Origin of the sequence: Alloprevotella tannerae ATCC 51259 (assembly GCF_000159995.1) — a bacterium.
Lineage (GTDB): Bacteria > Bacteroidota > Bacteroidia > Bacteroidales > Bacteroidaceae > Alloprevotella > Alloprevotella tannerae.
In genome coordinates this window covers 852,249-878,565 of the sequence record NZ_GG700643.1, presented here as the reverse complement: position 1 = coordinate 878,565, position 26,317 = coordinate 852,249, and the positions used below count along the sequence as shown (strand labels likewise).

Sequence of the window (26,317 nt, the reverse complement as noted above, 5' to 3'; positions counted from 1 at the left end):
TTTATATATAAGGGCTTGCACCGTGCACTGAAATTGTAGCCGGAATCTTTCTAAAAGATTTTCAATCAAATATTTGGCGGCAGTTCATATTTTTTGTACCTTTGAACGCGATAAATACAAGTGTGTATTTCTCATAACAGTATCTATGGGTACTCTCAAAATACTCTCTTGTGGCTACAATTTGGTTACAGAGAGAAAACTGGAAAGTATAAATTGCTATGATACAAGGAGTTGAGAAAAAGGTTCATTTTCCTCTCTCTCCGCTGATAGGCTTCAGAAAGCCTTCACGAGGGTCTTCAAATAAGCCTTCAAAAAGCAGAAGATCGTTGTAAAACCTTAATTTTACAACGATCTTTTTTTGTATAGTTCCGTATGCCGGACCGCAAAGCGTCGGAGTGAACATGTAGAAGAGGCTCCAGGCGCTAAAATCGTAAAAAGAAGATTCTCTATACACATAAGTTTTGGAGAGGAAATTTCTTTTTATAATCACCTCATACGTAGATTTTCGCCAAATTAGTTTGTAAGTATTGCTTGTTTGGCCTGCACGTGCGATACGCTATTTGAAAGATTTCAGAAGCGACATCAATATACTCTCGTATAAATCTTTTCTATCGATAACAGAGCGCATCTCATTATCCAAGATTTGGAATGATGGGGTAATGTAGATAATGTAAACACTGCCGTTTATAAAGAATAAAAATGCATACAAGGGCGCTTTGCATTCGTCTATCATAACATATTCCTTGTCCAAAGTACTGATGTTCCAACCAGTCTCGGCAGATTTCAAGGCAATAATAGTTATTGCATCTTTCTGCAGACTGTCTTTAAGCACTCATACATCTTTCGTTGTAATGAGAAGCGGATGATTCTGCCATTTTGTATCCAAGCTTTTCATCACGGCACTGATAAGCCATGTATTAGCCTTCTTTTTGTGTACGCCGGCAAAAGCCTTACCTATCCTCATAGTGTAGAGGTGCTCTCAACAGATATAATGCGGTAAGCTGGTGTATGCTTCTGTCCTTTGGCGTCTGGTAGCTGTAGTTTGTTCTGATTTTGTTGTTTGCTGGCTTTTCCTGATAACGGTGCAGTTTGCGCTGTACAATTGCAAAACATGCAAGTCAGGCCTACTAACATAATGCTAATCTCTTCATATTGTTTTTATTTCTTGAACATAAACCGATTTGACATTAGAGTAATGGAAGACTTGGGAGCTACCTCAATCTATATAACTTTTCTGTAATTCTAATATGTCGTGAATATAAACAGAGGACCCTATATTTCTGTAGGTAAGTCATTTCTTTTTGTGAGATATAAAATACCATTTATATTTACCAGATTGCCAATATTCGTGGCGGTCTATATCTTGACTGTCTACCAACAGCGTTCCCTTATCAGTAACCTTGGCTTCCCCGCTTTTGAAAGGGTATGCAAATCTGTATTTTGGAGGAATGATGAGGTTCCCCATGGTGTCAGCAAACCCGATAAGTCCTTCTTTGTCTACAATTCTAAAAAGCCCTTCGCTGGGATAGTCAGGGCCGTTATCATACTTAAAAATATCAAAGAGGTATTTACCTTTATGATTGAAACATTTAATATGTCCTATACTGTCTGAAACAAACCCAATTCGAGTAATGGTATCTGTATAGACCAATGGGAATACGCAATCAATGACTGTATCACCTTTAGCATTGGAGTATCCATATAGTTCATCTTTTTCTATTGCGAACAGTCTGTCATCTTCTTTTCCATAACAGGAAAACAAAAGAGCAAGAGTAAAAATGGTTGTGAAGAGCTTGATTGAGGTTCTCATTTCATTCTTTTTTAATTTCATGCAATATCGTTGTACCGCATCTGTTGAAGTATCCATTTCCTTTTACTTCTTTTCCGATTTCACCTAAATTCTAAGTTTGCAATATGAATTGCAAACTTAGAATTTAGGTGAAATCGAAACACAAAGAAAATAGAACAGAAACTCATGCTACTGCCCGAAGGTCCCAAGATGAACTGGTTGCGATTGCTGATAACACCTCTTCTTCATCGGCAAGTCCGACACGTCCAAGTAAACGGACTGCTGTATCATAACAATCGTGTGATACAACATCTTTCATTTGGTTGAGAGGTGGTTTTACTTGATGAGGAACTTCATTGATTTCATTTGGTTGTTGCCGTCAATTTGCAGTATATATGCACTGGGCGTCAAACAACCGGTGTCCAATTCATGGTCGGTTGTGGTAAGAAGCAGTTGCCCGTTGGCATTGTAAAGCTGTGCACACTTGAAACTGCCGATAATCGCAACCTTTCCGTTTCTAATTGAAACCCTTAAGGGCTCTTGCTTAACGCCATTCACACCCGAGACAGGGTTATCTTCACCAACATACGCTTGCCGTTCGGTATAGTCACCATTAAAGTCCATCACTTTCCATCCCTTGTCTGTAGCAATTTTCACATCACTTTTATAGCATACATTTTTGTCCTCGACAGATGTATTGACAATCATGATTTCTCCTCCGCCTTCACCTGTAATACTTTTCCCATTTATATCGGGCAGACTGTTCATAAGGTTTTTCATAGCGTCGCCTTTTAGCTGATTATTAAAGCAGGTTACAGACAGTAACGTGGAGTTTTCTGGAAGGGAGATGGATGTAAGCTTATTATTGGCACAAGATAGTACGGTAAGTTTCACGTTATTTGACAAGTCTAATGTCTTCAACAGATTATTCTTAGCCGATAATTTGGTGAGTTTTGAATTCGTCGCAAGGTTAAGTGATTCTATATTGTTGTAGTAACATTCCAGCAATTGAAGATTCTTGCATCCTTGCAAATTCAAACTGCGTAACTCGTTGCCGCTACATAGAATTTCTTCAATGGCATTCTCATCAGCCAATTGTATATCCTCAATCTGATTACTGAAGCAATAGAGAGAAGTGAGTTGTTTATTATTTCTTAAATCAAGATGCTTAATGCGATTGTACGGGCACAGGAGATCTTTAAGTAGAGGATTATGGCTTAAATCAAGTGATTCAATAGAATTATAATCGCATGATAGATTCACAAGATTATTGTTTTTGTCAAGCAGAAGTTCAGTTAAGGAATTTTCGTAGCATAGTAGTTCAGTGAGAGTGATACATCCGCTCACATCAAGTGAATTAAGGTCATTATCCGAGCAGTCGAATTTTGTTATGTCGCCTATTATGTTCACATTTTGTGACGTTAAGGTGAGTATCGCTTCTCCATTGCCAATTGTAGCCGGCTTTGCTCCCTCTACCTTGTACTCTCCACTTCCATTTATTACGAGTTTAATCTGTTCTTTAGGGCTGCGCAATGTTTTCATCTTAATGACGTTGGAAGCCTCGATTGTAACACCATGGATAGTTAGAAATATTGTAGTAAGGATAACTGTGCAAATCAACTGTTTTGCATTTTTGATGACTTGTGTAAATGATCTTTTCATTTCTTCGGTTTTTAGGATTAACAATTAATGTACTATTTATACAAACAACAATAAAGCGTTTGTTCTCTACATTGATGTGTAAAGATAGAAATAAGGATTCATAATATCAAGCATTCTTATCATTTTTTGTAAACCTTACACCAGTTCGGGATAAGAACGTTCCATGAAAAGTTGGTAATCTCGCTATTATTTTTTTAACTTTAAAAATACATACAGCGATGATTACCACTGACAAAGTTTCTGAAATGGTAATGTCCCCAAAAAGCAGTCAACAACTAATAAAGAAGTCGACTGCCTTACAATTTGGGTTCATTTATAAGCAACTTGCGATGCTAAATGAACCATCTATTCACTAAATCATTTACCAATTGTCGTCTTTTTACCATTGACGATATAGACGCCCAGCTTCAATCCGGCAAGGCTCGTAGCTTGACGTCTGATGCAAACACCTTGTAAAGTGAATACATCGAACGTGTCGTTCGTTGTGACCTTATCAATGCCGCTGCGCACTGTAAGAATGAGCCAGCCGTCGTGTCCGGACAGTGCATTGTTGTCGATAATCTTGAGCGTATCAGCAGAACCACCGTTTTTGTAAGCGAGCACCTTAAGCTTCATAGCCTCGCCAGGCAACGCATAGTAATAGAAATAGAGAAAAGGAATTGCGTCACCTGAGAGAGATATCTTTCCGAAGGTGAGCACAGCCTCGCCATTATGGGAAGTACTATTGTATAATGCGCAGCCCTTATCATTATCAACATAGTAGAGGTTCGTGAAGCCAAATCCTTCTTCACTGTTTCCTCTTCTGACGTCTGAGGCCCAATATCTGGCGCCTTTCCCGCCGGCAAAGGATTCGAAGAAAGGCAATGTGTAAGGAGCTTCCGTCATCAGCATTCTTTGAAGTGTGCATAGACATATACATCATAGCACCGTCTGCAAAGCTCCAAGTGAGGTTGTCATTGTTATTGTCGACAACAACAAAAGAATAAGTTGAGCCGATGGCTAAGAACACCTTATGATAAGGCGGAACAATAGGATCGCCATTACATTCGATATTGGATGAAGCCGATCTTATCTCTCTTATTTTTGTCGACGCTAATGCTCACTTCGTGCAGCCGTGATAAGATGGAACCTCAAATCCGTCACATCGACAGCATCATTCAGACGCAACCCGACGGCCGGACTGAAAGAACTCAACCTTCACCGCCGAAACCATCGCCGTTCGACTAAGGGGAGCTTACTTTGAAAAAGCCGATCCGAAGTCCTATGCTAAAGGACTTCAGGCAGAACTTGTATGCGGTTTGGAAGTTTTCCGAACGGCGATTTTATGTTGTAGGGCCTATTCCTTGGCATAAAACAGACAGTAGACCCCACGTTACTTGCGCAATGAAGTTACGATAGGTCGAAGTACCATTCAAGGAAGGTGTTAAAATCGGGCCATTGGGGCTTTAGTCTGCCCTGCTGAAAGTCCTCATACACCTTCCCAAGAGTAAGTTCTAACACCTCACCCGTATTCCTATTGTAGAAAAATCCACCCTCTCCTTCAAAGCTATCGAGCGGAATGTACTCCTCAGGCAGTCTGAAAACAGATCTCATAGACGCCATTTGTTCGTAGTAAATCGAGTTTATTGCGAACCAACATACATTATATAGCTCGGCACGATTGCCCGTAAACGTTACGGCATTCGTATAAAGATTAAACTGCGCAAAAGGGGTTTCAAGGTCAATCCCTAAGTTTGACATTACCTTTTGATAGGCTTCATCTGCCGTGTCATCGTACAAACGCGATTCTATCAAGTAGTTCTTTATTTTTTCCGACAGCATAAAAATTGCTTTACAAAAGTTTATTCTCCGTTCGTTCAAGATGTTAGCCAACTGCCAACAGCCTTATGGTTTCTTTCAGTGCCTCTAAGTCGGCTTCATCGAAGTTGTCGCTCATAGCATCTACCAACTTTACTATTTTCTGTTGCACCGCTATTTCTTGCCAAACGAGCCGGTCTGATTGTTCTTTCTCATTTGTATCAAATCCCATAACGTCAACGGTTTCGAGCAGTTTAAGCCCGCAATAGTTGATAAAATCACTATTATGCTCTTTTGCAAAGCGAATACAATAAGCCAAAGCTATTGCTGCGTTTTGCGCAAACACAGCACCCTTGCTTCCATCGACGTCGGTATCGGGTATCAGAGAATCGATAAAGGTCTGTTCTTCTTCGGTAAACATCGTCCCGATAGAGGCGAAATTATCCAATAGGCAGCCAAGAAACAACACATCAGTCAGTGCACTTACTGCAATAGAAGCAGATTTCTCACTTCTATCTTCGAGAAACTTATAAAGATGATTCTCTATCCTTTTAAGGCAACAGGTGCCAAACAATAGTTGTTTATGTGGGGGCAATGCGACAATAATGTTTTCTATAGCTTCATTCATTTCAAACTATTGGAGATTCGGTTTCTTCCAAGGGGCATTTCATTCCTATTTCTCTTCGTTATAAAGGCATGTGCTATCGTATGCTCGGAAGATGCGGGTATAAATAAATTACTTTCTGATAGCGCATTATAAGGCGGCCTGTTAGGGTCGAAAATCCGGTTGAGCGGTTATCCACTAAACAGCCTACTCCATCCCCACGAGCGTCGCGGATAAAGTAGGCGGTTAAATCGTTGAAGAGAAAGGACTACTTGTCCTTTTTCCCAAAGATGGAGAAATGGACGTAGCGCTTCGGATGCGCTTTAACGTTGATGAGCAGTGAGTCGGCGCTGCTTACCGTACGATTTAGATTATCGTAAAGTTTACGATCATTCAGCAATAAGCCGAAGGTATTATCCTGACTGTTCAACTTGCTATTCAAGTCGTTGGTCATCGCATTGATATTAGCTGAGAATTGTCTAACCTCAGCCAGTGAAGCATTAACCTCATTCATCGTCTCTTGCAGGTTGATCGCCGCCAGATTATTGCTCAAGCGCTCGACGTTGCGACTCGTATTATTCAAGTGTTGCATCATCTGCGGCAAGTCGCGTCCGACCATCGCATCAAGTTTGGCCGATGTGCGCCGGAGGTTATTCGTAATCTCTGCCGTATTGCGTAGCGTTTGTGCCAAAGCCGGATCAGCTGAGAGGCGCGCCACATTCGTCACAATCGAATCCAACTTAGGCAGCATATCCATTATCGTAGGCATCAGTGCCTCCACTTTTTCGACCGCACCTTCGTGCAAACCGCCGCTAATGGTATCGCCCTGCGCCAAGTTGTCCGTCGGGTTAGGTCCTAACATCAACGACATCGTCACACCGCCCATTAAGGAAGTGACTAATTCAGCCTTTGTCCCGCGAGGCATATGCATTTCCTTATCTAATTCAATTGCCACAACGACACGCTCGTGATTGCCATAATCATACTGAATACCCCGCACAATGCCGACGGGATAACCATTGGCGTACACGGCATTGGAGACCGCTAAGCCCGCAATGTTATCAAAGCGCACATAATATGTATTGCTCGACTTAAAGACATTGATGCCCTTCATAAAGTTGATGAGCAAATAGACGAGCACAATAGCCACGATGGCTGTAAGTGCGATCTTAACCTCCCTGTTAAATATTTTCATAAGTCCGTTGTGTTAATAGGTGCGCCTCTGTTTGTCAAGAAGTTGACCGGAAGGCTACTTGTTGATGCTTGTGTTTACGTAAATGACTATGTTGATGATCGGCTTACCATCAAGGTACGTGGGTGTCTCCATTAAACTTGACGATAAAGGCGTCAGCAAACGACTTTCTCACCTCTTTGAGGGCTGCCTGCGCCTCCGCTTTTGTGGCGTAAATGCCCGTTACATACTTAAACCGCCCGCCCTCTTTAAAGATATAAAGGTGGTCCAAGCCGCGAAACTGTTTGTCTTCGGAAGACAGACGGTCTGAATTGACGGCTATCTGTATGCGATAGTGCAAGCCCTTGCTTGTCTTTTGGATGTTTTTATTACTGCCGGCTACTTTTGCAGCCTTGCCGTCCTTTTCTTTTGTTGAAAGTCGGGCAGATTTTGCCGGAGCAGCCGTTGTGGTCGCTTGTGTTCGAGTGCTCGGCTTAGTCGTGGCAGCTTTCGACGAGGCAGGATCTACGGCAATCACACGTTCAGCCGGTCTTGTCGGCTGCGATACTGAGGACGGCATAGGGACGACTTCCGCGGGCGGCGTATTTTTATCTCCCTCAGCAGCAGTCGGTTCGTCGGATCCGGTAAATATCGGTTGTGGCAAGCCTACGGCCGTGCGATCATACATCTTGCGATACTGGAGGAAGCCGTTGTAGATACACGTGGCCAGCGTGATGACGCCACGATCGGAATTGAGGTAAGCCTCTTCGTCGGGCGTCGTGATAAAGCCCAACTCTGTGAGTACGGCGGGCATAGACGTCTTACGCAAGACTAAGAATCCGGCTTGATGCACGCCCTTATCTCGCCGGTTATTGCGTACATATTGACGCTGAATAGCCTGCGCCAAATCTACACTTTGCTTCATATAGCGATCTTGCATCAATTCAAAGATCACATAACTTTCGCTCTTGCGTGGGTCAAAGCCTTCATAGCGTTGGCGATAATCCTTTTCGTAGGTAATCACACTGTTTTCACGCTTTGCCACTTCAAGATTGGCTTCAGCACGCGCCATACCGAGCGTATACGTTTCGCTACCATAAGCCGAACGATTGCCATCGACAGCATTTGTATGAATAGAAACAAAGAGATCAGCTTTGGCGTTGTTAGCTATATCAGCCCTGGTCTGCAAAGGGATAAATATATCCGTCTTGCGGGTATAGATGACTTTCACGTCGGGACAGTTGCGCTCTACGAGCTGACCGAAAGCCAGCGCCACTTTCAAGTTGATATTCTTTTCCACAGAGTACGCACCTGGCGCGCCTGTATCCTTACCGCCATGGCCCGGATCGATAACAAGCGTAAAGCGCTTACCATTCTGGGCAAAAGCAGCCTCACACAGCAAGCACAAACAAAGTAGTATATACGTTACCAGTCTTTTGGTCATAGTTTATTTAAAGCAAGCGGTTAAAACCAATATATGGCCAATGCCCTGCCTTTTCGTTGGGTGAAGCCTTGCTTTTCGTAGAGAATCAGCCCCATGAACGGAGCAAAGATAGGAGAAAGTCGGCAGAAGACCAAAGAAAGCCTGCTCTTTGTCAAAGGAGACGGATAATACAGTCGGTATAAGCAGTGACCTTGGACGACGTCCACTCAATTAGTATGTTAGAAATGACTCGTAAGGCTCTTCTAAAGCCTCTTTGCTATGACATCCACACCACCCTGCCGCCACAAACAGACGCATCAGACTTCACTTTTGAAGGCCAATATTAAATTCTCAAGCCACTCCGCAACAAACAGCCTCATAGACTTTCGCTTTTGATGGGCAATAAATGAAATCTTCCGCTACTCCACGGCAAAGACCTCAACAGAACTTCGTCCGTAATCAGACTGTGATCAAAACTTGCCTATACAAACCTCGAATCGCGCACCTCACACTCAATCAATCTCATAGGCGCTTTGGCAAGACTTGAAGATTAAAACGCAACGGAAGCCTATTGATACTTAGCGCAGCAAACGACGGTTTTATCCAACAAACTATTAACTCCCAATCGATTTAAGCAAGACTTTGCATCCGATTGCCCATAGTGTACACATCCCCCTCGACCTCTGTTTCAGGATGAAAGGGCATAATATTTCATGATATATGGGCTTAGTGTAAATCCTTGCATATTCTGCGTAGGAATGTACGGCGCCCAATGCCCACGGACAGGCTGAAAAGCTTAGTCCCGACCTAACTTTCGAGGCATAGGCAGGCGGATGCTTAGTGTCTCTACTCGCAGAGACGATCGCATCAACCCGCAGAGACGAACGTATCTGCGAGTAGAGACGAATGCATCAGCGAGTAGAGACGCCACTTTAGCACTTAGAAATATATTGAATTAGGCTTGTCTGCTTTTCTTTGAGGAGCCGAAACAATCGGAAAACAAAGATGGATCTGCAAGGAAAGTCACAAAGGAAAACGAAATGAAGACATTCAAAAATAAATAATTAGATTTGCAGTTGTACACTTTTGTTTAACAACATACAATCTCGGTAAAGGCAAACATCTCAACGACATGGTAAATGGAAGAAGACTGTGCTATGTGTCGCGAAATTATAAAGGACGACAAGGGGCGGGCAACAAGGCGAAGGGCGACTATGAGGATATATTGGTACAAATGGGGGCGCACAACCTCGGACTGCGGCGCACGTATTACAAAGAATACATCGCGGCTTTCCTTACAGATTTGGCCGGAATCGTGACGTATGCGCTGTCGGTAAGGAAAGGCGACGTGGTTTTCCTGCAATATCCGACAAAGAAATATTTTTCGTTTATGTGCCGGTTGGCACGGTGGCGTGAGGCAAATTCGATGGCGTTCATCCATGATCTTGGAGCTTTCCGCCGAAAGAAGGTCACCGTGAAGCAGGAAATACGCCGACTATCAAACGCCGACTATATAATAGCCGCCAACGATACAATGGCGGAATGGTTAAAGAGCCACGGACTTAAACGACCATGCCACGGTATGGGGCTACACGATTATCTTTCAAATTCGGAAACCGTGGATAAACCGGCGACATTCCCTCCACACAGAATTGTCTATGCCGGTTCAATAGAAGAACGCAAAAATATGTTCTTGACAAAGCTGTCCGGAGTTATAAGACATGGCGAGATACACGTGTACGGAAGCAACCATATAGCCGCACTAAAATCAACTCGAAATCTGATTCTTCACGAACCGATGACGCCTGATAACTTTATAGCCACGGCAAAGGGCGACTTCGGATTGGTGTGGGACGGCGACTCGCTCACTGCCTGCACGGGCGACTTCGGTGAGTATCTGCGCATCAATACGCCGCACAAGGCGTCGTTTTACTTGCGCGCAGGCTTGCCGCTGATCATTTGGAGCCGATCTGCCTTGGCAGATATAGTCGACCGTGAAGGTATAGGTATCACAGTCGACAGAATAGACGAGATAGAGGACCACATTGAAAGCCTCACCGGACAGGAGATAAGGAAGATACGCGACAACGTGAAACGCGTTTCCCAAGACCTGGCCGACGGACTATCAATGCGCAGGGCTGTAGAGAAAGCAATGTGCAGGATTAAGGAGATGACAGAGGAACAAACGGTTTAGAGTACAGCCTTCTCTCTTGAGCATCTGCTTAAAAGCGTTGAAGGTTAATGTAAAAGAATTACTTAGGATATTACCATTCGACCCTGTGCGGCTTACCGGTAAAAAGCAAGGCAAGCGCAGCATAAAACAAGGAATCGAAAGGGAGAGCACGACAAGCGACGTAAGCAATGGTGCAGATAAGGTGGAACTGAGTCAACGCTTATGTCGCACATCCGAGAGAACTGCGAAGAGAATCTCAGGGTAGGATTCTTGGCTCACGGATACGAAGCAGCCCCGCTCTGAAAGAGCGAGGCTGCAAGCTATAGATCTAAATCGAATATCGCTTATTTGTTCTTGAACAATTGAACGTTCTTCAATTCGAACTTAGGCGTTTTACGAATCATAGTGGGAGCTTCATCGCGAGGAATTTCATTCTGCAAAGCGTATGTATCCGTCTGAGCGGGGAATGCACCAGCCTTCACGAAGTAAATCACGTTAAAGGTGAATACCTTGTTGGTTGCATCATAAGAGCTGGGCACAGCGCCATCTGCACCTTTTGTTACAGCGTCTGAGATGAAGATATGTCCGTATGGCTTACCGTTTTGAGTAAAGTCATACATAGTATCTTGCTCTTTAATAACGATCACGCCAGTAGACTTATCATAGGTGAAGTACAGACCATCTTGGTTTTGCACAAACGGCTTGATGAGGTATTTAGTCTCATCCTTATTGCTCTGGTAGAGCGTACTTGAACCAAGGGATCCGAACACGCCTGACGTGTAAACACCTTCCCAGATAGGAATCATTATCTCAGGTTCAGCCTTGCTCTGGGCAGGATCTAAGATAACCTGCTGTCCGTTGATCGTCATAACGAGCTGACCATTGGCATTATAGCTCACAGAACCTTGTGTGCCGTCAGCAAAGGTAATTGTACCTGCGCCATTAGCAAACTGGTGTGTGATAACCGTCTTAGCGCCACCATCGGGGGTCGATGTACTTTGACCTTTATCGTTCAACACCAAAGTAGTTTGTACACCATTGATATTTGCAGTCCAAGTGCCATAAATATCAGATGGTTGGCTCTTCACCAAAGTAGAAACTACCTGACGCGTGCTATCGCTTGCCTTGATCACGTTTAAAGTAACCTTGTTGTTATCTTTCTGGAAAGCAGCGAAAGCAAGTACCGGAAAGTCATAAAGAGAGCCTTCAGAAGAAGCACTCAAGATACCGGTAGCAGGATCGTATTTTACGTCAGTCGTTGCAATAATGTTACGATAAACGCCGCTGTCGGCACCTGTAGATTTACCACGCATCTTTACAACAAGAATGGGCTGGCCAGTCGAAGTTGTCGTATAAGTGAGTGCGTATTCAGAGTTTCCTTCCGGCGTATACTGCGATTGGAAGTAGCCATATGGCATTTGTGCCGGATAGCTCACTTTCGTATTTTCGAAGTCATTGTTGCAAGAGGTCAGGCCAAGACCCGTAACCACTAATGCAGCTAATGATAAAATAAACTTTTTCATTTTGTCTCTGTTTTTTTCCTTTCGTATTGTAATTGTAAGTAGAAAGCCGCCACCAACTGCAAGTTTGCAGCGACCTTCTGCTCGCTCTTATCGAAGAATGAACTTTTTAGAGCTTACAAAGTCTTAATCGAACGACTCAATGTTCGGGTTCATACTCTTCTCCTGCGTCGGAATATCAAACGTCCAATTGTTGTGGAATGTAGGTTCAACCTTCAAACCGATATTGGCAGCTGCTTCACCGGTATAAACGACGTTTGCAGCACCCGTTTGCGTCGCAGCGTCACGTTGGAAACCAACACCCCAACGCTTGAGTACACGGAAGTACATACCTTCGCCCATAAACTCACGCTTCCACTCCAATCGAATCTCCTTTGCCAAGCTCTCGCCCGTCTCGACCGTAGCGAGCAAGCCACGCTTCGTACGTAAAGCGTTGAGATATTGTTGCGCCTTAGCTGCATCGTTGAGGCGATAAGCTGCCTCAGCTGCAATCAAGTAAGTTTCTGCTATACGGAAGAGTTTCGGAAGGTTGTAACGTGCAAATTTGCTATCGCCCTTCTTAGACAAGCTGGGGTTACCCAAGAACTTGTTAAACAGAGCTATGTTAGAAGCCTTCTGGTCTTGGCACTTCACATTCTGCTTGTCCAAGAAGATATCCGTGCGCCAATCGGTTGCAGAGTACATATCAACGGTTGACTTAGAAGGAATCCAGTCGGGGCTGTAAGCACCTGCAGCTTGGCTATAAGAACGGAAGTTGTTATCATTAACCGATGAGCCATATTCAAAGCGCTCATCAGGCGTGCCGGCCGGCACGTAGATAAACTCTGAACCTTGGTCATTGGTCCACATATCCCTCAAAGCGTTAGCACTGTTAGCCAAAGCGAAGTAACCGCTATTGATCAAGCTTTCAGCTTCTGCTAAAGCATTTGTATAGTCGCCCATATTGAGCAATACACGAGCGCGGAGCGCTTTCGTCATTGTCTTATTGATGATCTGACCAAGCACAGGATCAGTTCCCGGTTCTGAAGCTTGGAGCAGATCGTCAGCTATATTAAGATCATTGAGAATGAACTCGTAGGTAGCCTTCAAGTTTGCACTTCTCGGTTTTACACTTACGTCAACCTTCGTCAAGAGCGGAAGACCGCGCGTCGTAGCTGCCGTTCCTGCATCATAAGACTGGCAATAATAGCTGACAATGTTAGAATAAGCCAATGCACGGATGAAGTGTGCTTCACCTTTGTACTGTCTTACCAAGATAGAGTCGTTGGCACGATCCTTACTCTTGCTATAGTCGATCCTATCAACGTTCGTCAAGAAGTAGTTACAATCGGAAATGGCACTAAAGCCACTTGCCCAAGGACCACCCACGTCATTCGCACTATAAGTCCAAGTGTAGAGTAAACCTCCACGGTTACCATAGCTAATGGTCGGTTGGAAGTAGTCCATCAAAATATCGCCCCACAAAGCACCTACGTTTGAAAGGTTGTTACGCAAAGTAGCGTAGAGGCCTTTGTCGAAGTTAGTAGCGTCGCTCGGCTTCTCCCAAGATTTTTCGCCCGGAATAGAAGTCGTGGGGTATTGGTCTAATTCGCACGCGGTGAAAGTCGGCACGATGAGTGCGGCGATCATCAGCGATTTGAAAAAAGTCTTTTTCATAATTCTATTTGTCTAAACGATTAGAATGTTACTTCAATGCCCAAGAAGAATTCGCGGGTATTCGGGAATGTTGCTTGAGAGATGTTGCCACCGTACTCGGGATCTGCGCCCTTCCACTTCGTGAAGGTCAAGAGGTTACGAGCCGTTGCAGAGAGGCGAACATTGCGAATCACCTTAGTAGCCTCCATCCAAGACTTCGGAAGGTCATAAGAGAGCGACAAGTTCTTGAGGCGGAGGAAAGAAGAGTTGTGTAATTGTGAAGTATCGAAGCGGTTTGCTACGCCAAAACGAGGAACGTCCGTGATGTCACCCGGCTTCTTCCAAGCATTGCGGAGCGCGCGGTCGTGGTTATTTTGCGTAAAGTTATGGTTGTAAGTAAAGAACTCTACGTTGTCTACCATCCATTTACCCAACACGAATGCGAAGTCAGCATTCAAGGTCAAACCTCTCCAAGATGCATTTACACCGAAACCACCATTGATCGGAGCGAAGAGACGCTTGCCCGTATCTTGGTAAAGATCTTCAGAGTAAGTTTCCGTCGTGCCACCGCCCGGCTTAGCCCAAACGATGTTACCATTAGCCGGATTAATACCTACACGTTTCGGCAAGAGGAAAGTAATGCTCTTACCTACAGTATATACAAGACTCCTATTCGGAAGCGGCCACTTGTCAATACCATAGAAGAGTTTCGTGATTTTATCAGCGTTGTACGTAAAGTTACCATATACGTTAACATTCAGGTCATTCCAGTTGCGCACAGCGTCAACGTCGAATTGGATCTCTATACCATTATTAACCATAGAGCCAATATTCAACGTTTGGCTGTTGAAACCGGTCGTGTAAGGCAACGGCGTATCCATCAACATGTCTTTCGTGCGACGGTTGTAGTAGTTTACTTCAAGATTCAAGCGATCGAAGAGGCGCGTTGAAAAGCCTATCGTCGTTTGAATTTGTGTTTCCCAACCGAGGTTCTTGTTCTCCGGTGTAGCGAGGCCCCAACCGTTAGAACCATTGTATAATACCTGACCTGTCTTCGTCAATGCGTCATAGTAGCCGATACCTTGAGAGTTACCCGTAGAACCCATGCTGGCCTTGAATTTGAGGTCAGTCAACCATTCTATGTCTTTCAAGAAATCTTCGCGCTTCATATTCCACATAAAACCACCGGAAGCAAACATTGCAGAGCGATTGTTCGCGCCGAAGCGAGAGCTGCGGTCGTTACGCACAGTCACATCGAAGAAGTACTTATTCAGTAATGAGTAGTCTACGCGGCCGAAGAAAGAAAGATATTCAACCGTATTGTGACCTCCCAAGTCAGGCAATTCTGCTTTCGTACCGTGACGCAATTCGATCAAACGGTCGTCAGATTGACCCACCGTGAGAGAGTTGAAACCAAAGTCTTGTGATTTGATACCTTCTTGACCGAGGAGGAATGTCAACTGATGATCTTGGTTGAGTTCCCATTTATATTCGGCCGTATTGGTAATCGTGAAGCTTGACATGCGGCTGAAATACTCATTTCTAAAACCGCCATCCTTCGTATCATTCCAAGGCGCACTAGGATATCCGATCACCGTTGTGCGCGTGTCAGCAGCGTCTGCACCCAATTGAGAGCGAAGCGTCAAGCCCTTAACCGGCGTCAATTCGATGAAAGCCGTACCCGTGAGACGGGCATCATTCGCAAATGACGGATTAAGTTTCGCCCAAAGCTCATTATTGTAAGCATTCATTGTAGGAATAACATCCAACTTACGACCATTTTTATCATAAGGATTGATGTAAGGTTTGTTGGTTACCGTAGATAATGCACCATTATTACCGACATAGAGCTTGCCAAACATTCTATCTGATGTACGCTCATCGTAGTTCAAACCAAGGTTCACGCCATAGTGGAACCAATCCGTTGCGCGAGAGTCCAAGTTAAAGCGAACCGTATAGCGCTTGAAGCGAGATGAAGGCGTCAAACCATTTTTCTTCAAATAAGAAGCAGAAGTATAATACGTCGTACGTTCGCTACCACCGGCAACGCTGAAGTTCGTATTATACATCGGAGCGTTATCATTGAAGTAGTACTTCTGCCAGTCAGTATTCACGCCTGAAGCCTTGTAAGCAGCATATTGCGCACCGTTAATGATACCGTTCTGCAACTCATACTCCAGCAATTCGTTAGAGCTCATCGGGTTACCAATGCGGCGAGCCAATTGGCTCCAACCGATGCTCTGGCCGATTTTGATAACAGCCTTTTCATTGCGGTGACCTTTCTTCGTTGTTACGAAGATTACACCATTGGCAGCACGAGAACCGTAGATAGATGTAGCTGAAGCATCACGCAACACCGTGTAGCTTTCGATATCGTTCGGGTTCAACATATAGAACACAGAAGCGCCTACCGGCATACCATCGATCACGTAGAGCGGCGTGTTACCACCATTGAGTGAACCCGTACCGCGGACCTTCGTACTTGTACCGTTGACATTACCTACGTCACCCGTGTTGTTCAAGATCTGCACACCGGCTACTTTACCCTGCAAAGCATCAAGGGCGGTAGTTACCGGTTTGTTTTCAATTTTGTCGGCAGAAACCTTAGACACAGTACCAACGACTGTACCCAATTTCTTTGCCGTACCGTAACCTACAACGACTGCTTCAGTCAGGTTGCTATCACCAGACTCTTTCATCGTCACTTGCATATTGCCCGTGATGCTCACCGTCTCGGGGTTCATACCCACGTTGGTGATGTTAATGTACTTAGCCGTGGCTGGCAAGCTCGAGAACGTAAAAACACCGTTGTCATCGGTTTGCGTCATGAGCTTAGTCCCTTGCACACGAACGACAGCACCGCTCACGGGCGAGCCATGCTCGTCGACTACCCGGCCGGTTACGTGTTGCTGCGCATAAATAGAGCCTGCAGAAAGCAGACACGCAGACAAAAGCACTAACTTCTTGTTCATAATATAACCGTTAAATTAAACATATATTCAATCTTCGTGCGTTTTTCGTGAAGAGAGACAGGCGTGGCGAAAACTATGGTTTTGCTATGTTACCGTCCAATCTTCTCCCTCCATATTTTTGCTTATTCTTTACCTCGAAAAGAAGGGTTTCCAAGGCCTACGGCGAGGTTTTTTCGCCAGTTCAGAATTGTAGCTATTGGCAAATGTACGGATATTTTCAGTAAACGCAAACTTTTCATTCTATTTTTCTCACTTTTTTTCTACTTCCACAATTGCTCCCGCGGTTTAAGGAGGATAAAAAAACGCTAAAATGTCCACTTTTGCGGTTTTTTGCACCTTGTTTTCGCACCGACTTCTACGGCGGAGCGGACTTGATTGAAAGCGTTTTTAGCAAGACGACGTGGCAGATTTCTTTTGTTGCCCTTCAGCCGAGGAACGTTGTTGCTATAATAATCAGAATTTATTTGTTTGTCAGAATCAATGAAGAGGGTTTAACGAGTTGAGGATAATCACGCCCAAAACAAAGGCTGTAATGCCGGCATACAACCAATCGCGCTGCTTGAGGAAGTCGAAAAAAGAAATGACGACGCGCAAGAAAGGCGTAAGGATCAAAACCAAGACGCCGAGCTGTATCCACCCGATGGGGTTCATTTGCCCTACGCTGCCGAAGATGCCGCCAAGCGTCGTATAGGCTTCTGCATTTTCCGGCAAGGCATTGTAGGAAAAATGAGAGAGGTCGGGCAGCGTTTCCGAGCCGTGACGCCACAGATAGCCAATCCCGCCCACGAGGGCGATCAGTCCGGCCAGCGCCACGCCGATTCGAAGCGTGCGCGCCACGAGCAGCGAAAGATCGCGCGAAGTGCCGTCGCCGGAAGCCTCGCCCGCTGCATCCTTCGTGCAGGACTTGCCTTGGGGCGCTGCGGGGTGCGCTTTTTCAGTTGATGTCGGTTCCCTCATTGTTCCGAAAGGTTATTGCTCTTGCAAGAGACGTGATACATATATAATGTGTACGGACCGACCGCTTAGAACCTACCGGTGAATCCGTTGTATAGCATATTGAGCGCCACAAGTAGAATGGCGAAGAAGAAAATCTGCCGCAGGCGTTTTACGTTCATACTTTGCAGGAGTCGCGCGCCCGTCAATGCACCGAGTAAGACGCCGATCAGCGTCGGGAAGGCCACAGACGGGAGAATGATGCCGCGCTGCACGTAGACTACGGCCGAAGCGCAGGCCGTAACGCCCATCATAAAATTGCTCGTCGTCGTACTCACCTTAAACGGCACCTTCATAATGCCGTCCATCGCTATGACTTTCAAGACGCCCGATCCAATGCCGAGCACGCCCGACAAGATGCCGGCAACGTACATTACGCCAAGTCCGCCCCCAACGTTGCGCAATTCATAATGCTTCAGCGTTCCGTCGCGCTGCGGCCAAGCTCCGAAGAGCTTTAAGCGCCGCGCGGCATCCGAACCGACCACGCCCTCGTGGTCCAGCTTGCGCCGCTGCTGCATAATGACAGTCAGGATGAGCACGAAGCCAAAGATAACGGCAATAACAGAACTATTGAGCCAGACGGCGACAAAAGCGCCCGTGACGGCGCCTACCGTGGTCGCCACTTCGAGAAACATACCGAGGCGCACGTTGGTAATACCTTCCTTGACATACGCACTTCCGGAGCCGGAACTTGTGGCTATCGTGCTAACCAGTGCCGCTCCGACGGCATAATGGAAGTCGATGCCAAACCCAAGCGTAAGAAAAGGAATGACCACAACCCCACCGCCGAGTCCGGTAAGCGAACCCAACAAGCCTGCGCAGTAAGCAGCGAGCAATATCAACAATGTAAAAACAACGACTGTCATAATTCCGGCCGAGCCGCGTACAGATCATTTTTGCTTATTCCGGGTTGCAAATATAGTATATTTGACTTTTGCCAACCTATTCTCACCTAAAAAAATTGCGATTTCCCATTTTAGGGCATTACGCTGCTTTGCACCATCACGCACACTGCACAGCCTTCGATGATAGGCGATGGCCGAACGCTGCCACCCCACCCGTTTCCACCCGACTGGCCGCAGCGCAAACTTCGCTCGCAACAACGATGCACCAAATGTCGATTACGTAAGGCGAGGCTATTCATTTCGTTCCGGCGAAGTTGGGGCTTCGATATTTTTCATCGTGAGCGCAAAGGTTTTTTCTCACGAGCGCAAGGTCTTTTTATCGTGAGCGCAAACCTTTATTGTCGTGATGAAAAAGGTAGTAGGCCTACTTTGATCCACGCTACCTTTATGCTTCAGCGAATAAAGTCTTGCACAGGGACGCGCAAAAAGCCTCGGCCGCATAGTCGATACCGATAAAGCCACTCAAAATTCGATAAAAAAACCTCAACAACAGGCCCGCCGACACCCAATTTTGACCGCCGACTACACATTATTATATATAGCGCCTCAAAAATGAGCCTTACAGGAGCAAAAACAGACCTTCGCGATGAGCTTCCGGACCAACTGCCGCACACGGCGACGCAAAACGAAACCGCTTTATAAGATTTCCTGCCTTAAAAAAGGCAAATGTGCAGAATAATCTCTATTTTTGCTGTTTGGTTAGACGATAGAAAAATCTTCAGAGATGACTGACGCTGCTCCCGATTACCACATTCCCGTACTGCTGCAAACCACAGTGGACGGATTAAACGTTCGGCCGGATGGCTGCTACGTCGATTGCACCTTCGGCGGGGGCGGTCATAGTCGGGAGATCTTGCGCCGATTGGGCCCTAACGGGCGCTTGCTGGCTTTTGACCAAGATGCCGACGCGCAACGCAATATTCCGGCCGGCGAAGATCGACTGACCTTTGTGCAAAGCAATTTTCGCTATCTGCCAAACTGGCTGCACTATTACGGCTATGCGCAGGTCGATGGCATTTTGGCCGACTTGGGCGTTTCCAGTCACCACTTCGATGCGGCCGACAGGGGGTTCTCCTTTCGCTTTGAAGGGGCGCTGGATATGCGGATGAACAAACGCGCGCACACCTCAGCGGCCGGCGTCGTCAATACGTACAGCGAAGAGCAATTGGCAAACCTGTTTTATCTCTACGGCGAACTCAACAATGGGCGCCGCTTGGCCGCGGCCATCATCAAGGCCCGCGCCGCCGCGCCGATTGAGCGCGTGGAGCAATTGGTCGACGTCGTTACGCCCTATCTCGGCGCAGCCCGCGCGAAGAAGGATATGGCCAAGGTGTTTCAAGCCCTGCGCATCGAGGTGAACCACGAAATGGAGGCCTTGGAAGCTATGCTGACGGCAGCACTGACGTTGCTGAAACCGGGGGGACGCCTGGCGATACTGACTTACCATTCGCTTGAAGATCGCTTGGTGAAAAACTTCATCAAAGCCGGTAATGCGACGGGCAAAGTCGAACAAGACTTCTACGGCAACCGACTCGCTCCGATGAAACCCGTCAATGGACGTGTAATAAGGCCCGACGAGGCTGAAATGAATGCGAACCCACGCAGCCGAAGCGCGAAGTTGCGCATCGGAGAGTGCATCGCCGAACGAATAGACGGCAAGTAAGACCCATGACAAAAACAACTGACGAGAAAACAGACGGACGAAAGGTGATAGAAGCCTTGGAGCGGTCGGCGGCTGAAAAGCAGCGCCATCGCCGCACTGAAACGCCCCAAAAGCAGACTGAAGACGACAACGAAACGAAAGCGAAGCGGGCCTTCAAGAACCTGACGGGAGAGGAGGAGTTTAACCTCCGACGCTCGCTATCCCTGCGCGCCATTCTCGGTGGCGACATCTTGGCGGGTGCTTGGTTTCGCCGGCATTTTTGGTATATTGTGATGATCATCGTCATGTGTCTCCTTTACGTTGGCAATCGCTATGCGTGCCAGCAGCAAATGATCGAAGGGACGCATTTGGCCGACACGCTGCTCGACAGACGCTACAAGGCGCTGACGCTCTCCGGACAATTGAAAGAAATGACACGCCGCAGCAGCGTAGAAGAGCATCTGGCTGACACGACGCTCCATACGTCGACGACGCCCAATTATAACTTGCCTGTAGAGGCTGAGACTTCCTCGAGTAGCAAACAGCCTTAATGGCTTGTTGCCCGGACAGTTTTAGGAAAAGTTACAGGCTTTAAAACATGAAAGTATATTTAGACAAATTCAGTTCGCGCTTTTCGGTCATCGCAATACTCCTGGCGCTTGTCGGACTGGTCATTGTGGGTAAATCGCTCTACATTATGACCGTCAAAAAGGACTATTGGATGGCGGTAAACGATCGCTTCCAGCGGCGAAATGTGTCGCTCACGCCAATGCGTGGCAATATTTTGGCCGACGATGGGGAGGTCTTGGCGGCATCTTTGCCTGAATATAAAATGTATATGGACTTTATGGTCGAAATGGATGACTCGGTCCGTAAACATAAAGAACAACTGATCCGCGATTCGCTCCTGACGGTCAAGATGGATAGCATCTGTCAGGGGATGCACCGCATTTTTCCTGACATAGATCCGGCTAAGTTGGCCGAACACTTGCGCGAAGGGCGCCGTAAAAAGAGTAAAAACTGGCCAGTCTATCCCAAGCGCGTCAGTTATATACAATATCGCCGCGTGAAGCAGCTGCCCTTGCTGCGCTTAGCCCCCTATCGCGGCGGCTTCCACGTCGAAACGTTCAGAACTCGCGTTAATCCCTTCGGCGCTTTGGCGCCGCGCACCGTCGGCGACCTCTATCGCGGGAAAGATGAGGCGCGAAGCGGCATCGAAAAGACTTACGACGCGATCTTGCGCGGCAAGCCCGGGCGCTACCACCGGCAAAAAGTGCTCAATCAATACTTAAGCATCGTAGACCTTCCGGCAGAAGACGGCTGCGACGTGCAAACGACGCTCAACATTGCGATGCAGGACATTACACAAAAGGCGCTGGGCGACCGCTTGCGCGAAATTCAGGGAGAAGGGCGTGGGCAGGTAAACTTTGGCGTGGCTATTGTGATGGATGTCAAGACGGGCGACGTCAAAGCGATCTCAAGTCTGTCGCGCGTGGGCGATGGCTCGTTTCATGAAATCTCCAACAAGGCGGTAAGCAACTTGATGGAACCGGGATCGGTATTCAAACCGATGTCGTTCTTGGTGGCCTTCAACGATGGCTTTCTTCACCTCAACGACCAAGTAGACACCGGCTATGGCATTATAGAAATGCACGGCCGAAAAATGAAAGACCACAACTGGCGCAATGGTGGCTACGGGCGCTTGACGGCACGAATGTGTATTGCTAACTCGTCGAACGTCGGCGTCAGCAAGTTTATCGATCGTTTCTACGGCAACAACCCTGATAAATTCGTTGACGGGATCTACGCGACCGGCGTCGGCGAAGATTTGCGCATCCCCATTCCGGGCTATGCCAAGCCTCGCATTCGCCGTCCGCGCGACTTAGGCGACCGCTGGGCAAAGACGGACTTGCCGTGGATGAGTATTGGCTACGTAACGCAGATACCACCTATTAGTACGCTGACTTTTTACAACGGCATTGCCAACGATGGTAAGATGATGCGCCCACGCTTCATCAAAGCAATCTTGCGCAACGGAGAGGTCATCGAGGAAAAGCCGCCTATCGTTGTTCGCGAACAGATGGCGAAACCGGAGGCTATCAAGGATGTGCAGGCTTGTCTGCGCGCCGTGGTGACTGACGGCGTCGGACGAAAGATCAACTCCAAACTTTTCCACATCTCAGGCAAAACCGGAACGGCACAGGTTTGGACGGCTCACGGCCGCTCGGCTGAATATCTCGTTTCCTTCGCCGGCTATTTCCCCTCAGAAGCGCCGCGCTATTCTTGCATTGTCTGCATCGAAAAGGCCGGCAGTGCGGGCGGCGCGCTGGATTGCGGGCCGGTGTTCAAACGCATCGCGGAAACGGTGATGGCACAGGATCGCTTAACGGATTATACGGTTGCACGAGACTCGGTAAATATTCCGCTACCCATCGTTAACCCGGGTAACATTCTGGCTGCAAATTATCTTTTGGACGTCTTTGGCATCCCGCACTCAACGAACGTGGGCGGCAATGCGGACGGCGTGATCTGGGGAACGTGTGCTACGCGCTCCGGCAGCGTTTCGCTGGCAAATAAGTTGACGCCGAAAGACGAAATGCCCGATGTGCGCGGCTATGGTTTGCGTGATGCGGTATTCCGTCTCGAGCAAGCAGGCTTGTTGGTAAACTGCGCAGGCATCGGACGCGTGACGGCGCAAAGTATTCCGCCGGGTGCGAAGATCAAGCGCGGAGAACACGTCAACCTCATTTTGGGAGAAGGCGCAGAAGTGCAGGAGATGGCGGCGACCGAAGAAGAAGCAGCTACTGAACCTGCGCAACAAGCTGCTCCGGAGAACGCGACACCGGCAACAACTAACACGCCGGCGCCCACACCCAAGCCCGAAAAGCCGCAAGCTAAACCAGCTAAAGAGGGCATCAAACCAGAAAAACCGAAAGTGACCAATACGGAGAAGCCGAAGGATAAGCCAAAAGAACCGGCACGAACTGGGACACGCGAAGCTACGCCGCAGCGCCGAACGGAGGAGAACAAGGCAAAGGACAAGCCCAAGACGGCTACCAAAGATAAGCCCAAAGACAAGCCGAAGGCAAATGCGAAAACCACGGCGGAAGCCGCCGGAAAATCGAAACCTAAACCCGCTTCGTCGGCATCCGGAACGAGCGGAAAGAAAAAAGAATCAACAACAACGAATACTACACCGAACAAGGGCAAAAAGAAATAATGCCCGCCTTCAGTGTCAGTAAATCATTCAACGCATACAATATATATACATGATGAAATTGTCGGACCTCTTGCAGAAAATCAGTCCCCTCGAAACGCGAGGGAGCCTCACTATTGATATTAACGGCGTGAACATGGATTCGCGCTTAGTTGAAAAGGGCAATCTCTTTGTGGCTGTCAAAGGCACGCAGACTGATGGGCACGCTTTTATTGCCGGCGCGATTGAAAAAGGCGCTTCGGCGATCTTGGTTAGTGAACCCATTCCGGCTGAAACGCCGACCGACGTCACCTTTGTGCGTGTGGCGGACACGGAAGATGCGATCGGGAAAGTGGCTACTACATTTTATGGAGATCCTACGCAACGCTTGAAACTTGTTGGTGTGACGGGCACAAACGGAAAAACGACAATTGCCACTGTATTGTATCATCTGTTTACGGAACTCGGCTTTAAGTGTGGCCTTTGCTCTACGGTATGCAACTATATCGGAACGCACGCTGTGCCGACGGAACACACGACGCCGGACCCCGTAACCTTAAATAAGCTCCTTGGGGAAATGGCCGACGAAGGCTGCGAATATGCTTTTATGGAATGTAGTTCGCACGCCATTCATCAAAAGCGAATCGGCGGTTTAGACTTCGCCGGGGCACTCTTCACCAACCTGACGCGCGACCACCTCGATTATCATAAAACTTTTGAGAATTATCGCGACGCTAAGAAGGCTTTCTTTGACGGCTTGAGCAAACAGGCTTTTGCTATCACCAACGCCGACGATAAGAATGGACCCATTATGGTGCAGAATACAAAGGCTCGCATCAAAACGTATTCCACGAGAGCAGCGGCCGACTACAAAGGAAAGATCCTTGAAGAGTCGCTCGAAGGTATGCTGCTCGAAATAAATGGTCGCGAAGTTAGCGTGCGGTTTGTCGGACGCTTTAATGTCTCTAATCTGCTCGCCGTGTATGGAGCAGCCATCGAGCTTGGGGTATCTCCCGATGAAACTTTGCGCGTACTCTCTTCGCTCCACCCCGTCAACGGACGCTTTGAAGCCATTCGCTCCCCAAAAGGCGTGAGTGCGATCATTGACTATGCCCACACGCCGGACGCCTTGGCCAACGTGCTCTCGTCTATTGATGAAATCGTACACGGCAAAGCGCAGGTGATTACGGTTTGCGGCGCCGGCGGCAATCGAGATAAAGGTAAGCGCCCCTTGATGGCCCAAGAAGCGGCCAATCGTAGCGATCGCGTTATCATCACGAGCGACAACCCGCGCTTTGAAGAGCCGCAAGCTATTGTAGATGATATGCTCGCGGGCTTGGATGAAACGCAACGTGCTAAAACCATCGCCATCGTAGACCGCCGCGAAGCCATCCGCGCCGCAGCGGCAATGGCACAAGCCGGCGATGTAATCCTCATAGCGGGTAAAGGACACGAGCCTTATCAAGAAATCAAAGGCGTTAAACACCATTTTGATGATCACGAAGAGGTGCGCAAGGCTTTCGGATTAGAAGCATAAGCGCCCACCAAAGACTTTCAGATATGTTATACTATCTCTTCCGCGCATTAGAAAGCATTGGCGTACCCGGTTCCGGCCTATGGAGCTACACCTCCTTCCGCGCCCTGCTTGCATTGATGCTTGCGCTGATCATATCCACGTGGTTTGGCGAGTATTTCATCAAACTCATGAAGCGCAAGAACATTAGTGAGACACAGCGCGATGCAACCATCGACCCCTTTGGTACGCAGAAGTTGAATGTGCCCTCAATGGGCGGCATCATCATTATTATAGCTATTCTCGTACCCGTACTTTTACTCGGTCGTCTTCGCAATATCTACCTTATATTGATGATCATTTCTACGGTTTGGTTGGGCATCATCGGCTTCTTAGACGACTATATCAAGATCTTTAAGAAGAAGAAAGACGGCTTGCCCGGACGCTACAAAATCCTAGGACAAGTAGTCTTGGGCTTAGGCATAGGCTTGACGCTTTATCTAAGTCCGGATGCCGTGATACACGAGAATGTAGAAACTGTCAACGTCAACCACGTGACGGTCGTCAAGCATAAGAGTCAGCCCGTCAAGGCTACGCAGACGACCATCCCATTTGTAAAGAACCACAACCTCGACTATGCCGAAATCGTTTCATTTGTAGGCGAACACAAGCAAGCAGTAGGCTGGATTCTCTTCGTACTGATGACCATCTTCGTGATCACTGCCGTCTCCAACGGCGCGAACCTCAACGACGGAATGGATGGTATGGCCGCCGGCAATTCGGCCATTATCTGCATAGCGCTGGCCATCTTTGCCTACGTATCCGGACACGTCCAATGGGCCGGATACCTAAACATTATGTACATTCCAGGGTCAGAGGAACTAGTCATCTTTATCTTTGCGATGATTGGAGCGCTCATCGGTTTTTTGTGGTACAACGCCTACCCCGCCCAAATATTTATGGGCGATACCGGCTCACTTACCATTGGCGGTCTGATTGGCGTATTGGCCATCATTACCCACAAAGAACTCCTTCTCCCGCTACTCTGCTTCATCTTCTTTGTAGAAAGTCTGAGTGTGATCTTACAAGTAGAATATTTCAAATTCTTCAAGCGCAAAGGCTTGAAGCGTAGAATCTTTAAGCGCACACCGATTCACGACAACTTCAGGGTCTTGGGCAAGCAACTTGATCCGGAGTGCCGTTATTTGCTAAAAAATTGGCCGCGCGGCACGTGGCACGAGTCGAAAATTACCGTCCGCTTTTGGATTACAACCATCTTGCTGGCCGCAGCAGCCATCATCACATTGAAGATCAGATAAGGA

General features: G+C 47.2%; 20 protein-coding genes. 6 read left to right on the top strand and 14 right to left on the bottom strand.

Annotation, left to right across the window (positions count from 1 at the left end):
- Positions 1 to 556: 556 nt before the first annotated feature.
- The 9 genes from GCWU000325_RS12580 to GCWU000325_RS09545 form a co-directional block, all read right to left on the bottom strand.
- On the bottom strand, positions 557 to 832 hold the full coding sequence (locus GCWU000325_RS12580; protein ID WP_006256377.1) for a hypothetical protein: 276 nt from the start codon (positions 830 to 832) through the stop codon (positions 557 to 559).
- Positions 833 to 964 (bottom strand): hypothetical protein, encoded by a 132-nt coding sequence (locus GCWU000325_RS12575; protein WP_006256376.1) that lies wholly within the window; start codon positions 962 to 964, stop codon positions 833 to 835.
- Positions 965 to 1,291: 327 nt separating this feature from the next.
- The gene (locus tag GCWU000325_RS09575) at positions 1,292 to 1,810 is read right to left on the bottom strand and encodes a WG repeat-containing protein (protein ID WP_154646667.1); all 519 of its coding nucleotides are present in this window, start codon (positions 1,808 to 1,810) and stop codon (positions 1,292 to 1,294) included.
- Between the two features lie 315 nt (positions 1,811 to 2,125).
- Entirely contained in the window at positions 2,126 to 3,451 is a 1,326-nt protein-coding gene (locus GCWU000325_RS09570) for a leucine-rich repeat domain-containing protein (RefSeq protein ID WP_006256373.1), read from the bottom strand.
- A 357-nt stretch (positions 3,452 to 3,808) separates the two neighbouring features.
- Entirely contained in the window at positions 3,809 to 4,336 is a 528-nt protein-coding gene (locus tag GCWU000325_RS09565; RefSeq protein ID WP_154646638.1) for a hypothetical protein, read from the bottom strand.
- A 504-nt stretch (positions 4,337 to 4,840) separates the two neighbouring features.
- Positions 4,841 to 5,272 carry a hypothetical protein gene (locus tag GCWU000325_RS09560; RefSeq protein WP_006256370.1) on the bottom strand — a complete coding sequence of 144 codons (432 nt, stop codon included), beginning with the start codon at positions 5,270 to 5,272 and terminating at the stop codon, positions 4,841 to 4,843.
- A gap of 43 nt (positions 5,273 to 5,315) precedes the next feature.
- Positions 5,316 to 5,876: a hypothetical protein gene (locus tag GCWU000325_RS09555; protein WP_006256369.1), complete on the bottom strand. Its 561-nt coding sequence runs from the start codon at positions 5,874 to 5,876 to the stop codon at positions 5,316 to 5,318.
- 244 nt (positions 5,877 to 6,120) lie between these two features.
- On the bottom strand, positions 6,121 to 7,047 hold the full coding sequence (locus GCWU000325_RS09550; RefSeq protein ID WP_006256368.1) for an MlaD family protein: 927 nt from the start codon (positions 7,045 to 7,047) through the stop codon (positions 6,121 to 6,123).
- A gap of 109 nt (positions 7,048 to 7,156) precedes the next feature.
- On the bottom strand, positions 7,157 to 8,467 hold the full coding sequence (locus GCWU000325_RS09545) for an N-acetylmuramoyl-L-alanine amidase (protein ID WP_006256366.1): 1,311 nt from the start codon (positions 8,465 to 8,467) through the stop codon (positions 7,157 to 7,159).
- A gap of 1,138 nt (positions 8,468 to 9,605) precedes the next feature.
- Between GCWU000325_RS09545 and GCWU000325_RS09540 the strand changes: the two genes are divergently transcribed.
- A complete protein-coding gene (locus GCWU000325_RS09540; RefSeq protein WP_050756635.1) occupies positions 9,606 to 10,640 on the top strand; it encodes a hypothetical protein in 1,035 nt (344 codons plus the stop codon).
- A gap of 323 nt (positions 10,641 to 10,963) precedes the next feature.
- Here the strand turns inward: GCWU000325_RS09540 and GCWU000325_RS09535 are convergent, their stop codons facing one another.
- The 5 genes from GCWU000325_RS09535 to GCWU000325_RS09515 all read right to left on the bottom strand — a co-directional run bounded on the left by GCWU000325_RS09535 (position 10,964) and on the right by GCWU000325_RS09515 (position 18,605).
- The gene (locus tag GCWU000325_RS09535) at positions 10,964 to 12,142 is read right to left on the bottom strand and encodes a hypothetical protein (RefSeq protein WP_006256360.1); all 1,179 of its coding nucleotides are present in this window, start codon (positions 12,140 to 12,142) and stop codon (positions 10,964 to 10,966) included.
- A gap of 123 nt (positions 12,143 to 12,265) precedes the next feature.
- The gene (locus GCWU000325_RS09530) at positions 12,266 to 13,795 is read right to left on the bottom strand and encodes a RagB/SusD family nutrient uptake outer membrane protein (RefSeq protein WP_006256358.1); all 1,530 of its coding nucleotides are present in this window, start codon (positions 13,793 to 13,795) and stop codon (positions 12,266 to 12,268) included.
- Between the two features lie 20 nt (positions 13,796 to 13,815).
- A complete protein-coding gene (locus GCWU000325_RS09525) occupies positions 13,816 to 16,746 on the bottom strand; it encodes a SusC/RagA family TonB-linked outer membrane protein (protein WP_006256357.1) in 2,931 nt (976 codons plus the stop codon).
- A 477-nt stretch (positions 16,747 to 17,223) separates the two neighbouring features.
- Positions 17,224 to 17,703 carry a DUF1634 domain-containing protein gene (locus GCWU000325_RS09520; protein ID WP_006256354.1) on the bottom strand — a complete coding sequence of 160 codons (480 nt, stop codon included), beginning with the start codon at positions 17,701 to 17,703 and terminating at the stop codon, positions 17,224 to 17,226.
- Positions 17,704 to 17,768: 65 nt separating this feature from the next.
- Positions 17,769 to 18,605: a sulfite exporter TauE/SafE family protein gene (locus GCWU000325_RS09515; protein ID WP_006256353.1), complete on the bottom strand. Its 837-nt coding sequence runs from the start codon at positions 18,603 to 18,605 to the stop codon at positions 17,769 to 17,771.
- A gap of 763 nt (positions 18,606 to 19,368) precedes the next feature.
- Here GCWU000325_RS09515 and rsmH point away from each other — a divergent pair.
- From rsmH to mraY, 5 genes are read left to right on the top strand one after another with little or no spacing between them, the layout of a single operon-like run.
- Positions 19,369 to 20,307 (top strand): 16S rRNA (cytosine(1402)-N(4))-methyltransferase RsmH, encoded by a 939-nt coding sequence (gene rsmH / locus GCWU000325_RS09510; RefSeq protein ID WP_006256349.1) that lies wholly within the window; start codon positions 19,369 to 19,371, stop codon positions 20,305 to 20,307.
- Positions 20,308 to 20,312: 5 nt separating this feature from the next.
- Positions 20,313 to 20,837 carry an FtsL-like putative cell division protein gene (locus GCWU000325_RS11045; protein ID WP_006256348.1) on the top strand — a complete coding sequence of 175 codons (525 nt, stop codon included), beginning with the start codon at positions 20,313 to 20,315 and terminating at the stop codon, positions 20,835 to 20,837.
- Positions 20,838 to 20,884: 47 nt separating this feature from the next.
- Positions 20,885 to 23,506 (top strand): penicillin-binding transpeptidase domain-containing protein, encoded by a 2,622-nt coding sequence (locus GCWU000325_RS09500; RefSeq protein WP_006256347.1) that lies wholly within the window; start codon positions 20,885 to 20,887, stop codon positions 23,504 to 23,506.
- A gap of 52 nt (positions 23,507 to 23,558) precedes the next feature.
- A complete protein-coding gene (locus GCWU000325_RS09495; protein ID WP_040599616.1) occupies positions 23,559 to 25,019 on the top strand; it encodes a UDP-N-acetylmuramoyl-L-alanyl-D-glutamate--2,6-diaminopimelate ligase in 1,461 nt (486 codons plus the stop codon).
- A 23-nt stretch (positions 25,020 to 25,042) separates the two neighbouring features.
- Positions 25,043 to 26,314 carry a phospho-N-acetylmuramoyl-pentapeptide-transferase gene (gene mraY, locus GCWU000325_RS09490; RefSeq protein WP_006256345.1) on the top strand — a complete coding sequence of 424 codons (1,272 nt, stop codon included), beginning with the start codon at positions 25,043 to 25,045 and terminating at the stop codon, positions 26,312 to 26,314.
- Positions 26,315 to 26,317 lie beyond the last annotated feature (3 nt).